Source organism: Burkholderia sp. Ac-20349, from assembly GCF_017104865.1.
GTDB lineage: Bacteria > Pseudomonadota > Gammaproteobacteria > Burkholderiales > Burkholderiaceae > Burkholderia > Burkholderia aenigmatica.
Map to the genome: position 1 here is coordinate 1 of NZ_JAAGPM010000321.1, position 1,790 is coordinate 1,790.

2 protein-coding genes and 1 pseudogene are annotated in these 1,790 nt (G+C 64.1%); all 3 read left to right on the forward strand.

The features are described from left to right. A partial coding sequence (locus G3N61_RS38925) for a TOBE domain-containing protein (RefSeq protein WP_143331256.1) occupies nt 1-582 on the forward strand: 582 nt, incomplete at its 5' end. A 10-nt stretch (nt 583-592) separates the two neighbouring features. Next, nucleotides 593-1,579: an ABC transporter permease subunit gene (locus G3N61_RS38930; protein ID WP_089451395.1), complete on the forward strand. Its 987-nt coding sequence runs from the start codon at nt 593-595 to the stop codon at nt 1,577-1,579. Further along, nucleotides 1,576-1,790: pseudogene (locus G3N61_RS38935) on the forward strand (putrescine ABC transporter permease PotI); the annotation flags it as partial. The gene G3N61_RS38930 and the pseudogene G3N61_RS38935, both read left to right, overlap by 4 nt.

The following is a 1,790-nucleotide window of genomic DNA, read 5'->3' on the forward strand; positions in this document are numbered from 1 at the left end:
CGCCAGAAAACCCAGCTCGAACTCGTGAACATCATCGAGAAGGTCGACGTGACCTGCGTGATGGTCACGCACGACCAGGAAGAGGCGATGACGATGGCCAGCCGCCTCGCGGTGATGAGCGAAGGCAAGATCGTGCAGATCGGCGCGCCGGGCGAGGTGTACGAGTTTCCGAACAGCCGCTTCTCGGCCGAATTCATCGGCTCGACCAACCTGTTCGAAGGGCGCGTGGTTGAAGACGAGCCCGACCACATCTTCGTCGAGAGCGACGACCTCGAAGCGCGCATGCACGTGAGCCACGGCATCACGGGCCCGCTCGGGATGCCGGTCGGCATCTCGGTGCGCCCGGAACGCATTCACGTGTCGCGCGAGAAACCGAGCTCGAAACACAACTGGGCGCGCGGCGTCGTGACCGACATCGCGTACATGGGCAGCTACTCGCTGTACCACGTGCGCTTGCCGAGCGGCAAGACGGTGGTGTCGAACCTGTCGAGCTCGCACCTGATGAACGACAGCGCACCGGCGTGGAACGACGACGTGTTCGTGTCGTGGTCGCCGGCCAGCGGCGTCGTGCTGACGCAGTGAGGACGCCACGATGAGAACCTCCGCCTCCAATCCGTCCGCGCCGGTGCCGACCGGCGCCGCGAGCGCCGGCACCGGCCGCGCGCGCCCGGGCCGTTTCGCGATGCTGTCGCGCTTCCTGCCGTCGGGCCGCAGCGTTGCGATCGGCGTGCCGTTCCTGTGGCTGGCCGTGTTCTTCGCGCTGCCGTTCGTGCTGGTGCTGAAGATCAGCTTCGCCGACCAGGTGATGGGCATTCCGCCGTACACGTCGCTCGTCGAGATCAAGGACGGCGTCGTGCACTTCGCGCTGCAGCTGTCGCACTACGCGTTCCTGCTGCAGGACGACCTGTACATCGCGACCTACCTCAGCTCGCTGAAGATGGCCGCCGTGTCGACGGTGCTGTGTTTGCTGATCGGCTATCCGATGGCGTACTACATCGCGCGCTCGGAACCGAACCGCCGCAACGTGCTGATGATGGCCGTGATGCTGCCGTTCTGGACGTCGTTCCTGATCCGCGTGTACGCATGGATCGGCATCCTGAAGGATGACGGCCTGCTGAACCACACGCTGATCGCGCTCGGCATCATCCACACGCCGCTGCGCCTCTACCACAGCGATGCCGGCGTCTACATCGGGATGGTCTATTCGTACCTGCCGTTCATGGTGATGCCGCTGTACGCGCACCTCGTGAAGATGGACCTCACGCTGCTCGAAGCCGCGTACGACCTCGGCGCGAAGCCGTGGGTCGCGTTCACGCGGATCACGCTGCCGCTGTCGAAGAACGGGATCATCGCCGGCAGCCTGCTGGTGTTCATCCCGGCGGTGGGCGAGTACGTGATTCCGGAGCTGCTCGGCGGCGCCGACACGCTGATGATCGGCCGTGTGATGTGGGATGAATTCTTCAACAACATGGACTGGCCGATGGCGTCCGCAGTGACGGTCGCGATGGTGTTGCTGCTGCTGGTGCCGATGGCGCTGTTCCAGTACTACCAGGTCAAGGAACTGGAGGACGCGAAATGATCAAGCCGAGCAAACCGCTGTCGACGGGCGTTCTCGCCTTCGGCTTCCTGTTCCTGTACATCCCGATCATCAGCCTGATCGTGTACTCGTTCAACGAGTCGAAGCTGGTGACGGTGTGGTCGGGCTTCTCGCTGAAGTGGTACTCGGCGCTGCTGGACGACGACGAGCTGCTGACCGCCGCATGGCTGTCGCTGAAGATCGGCCTGCTGAC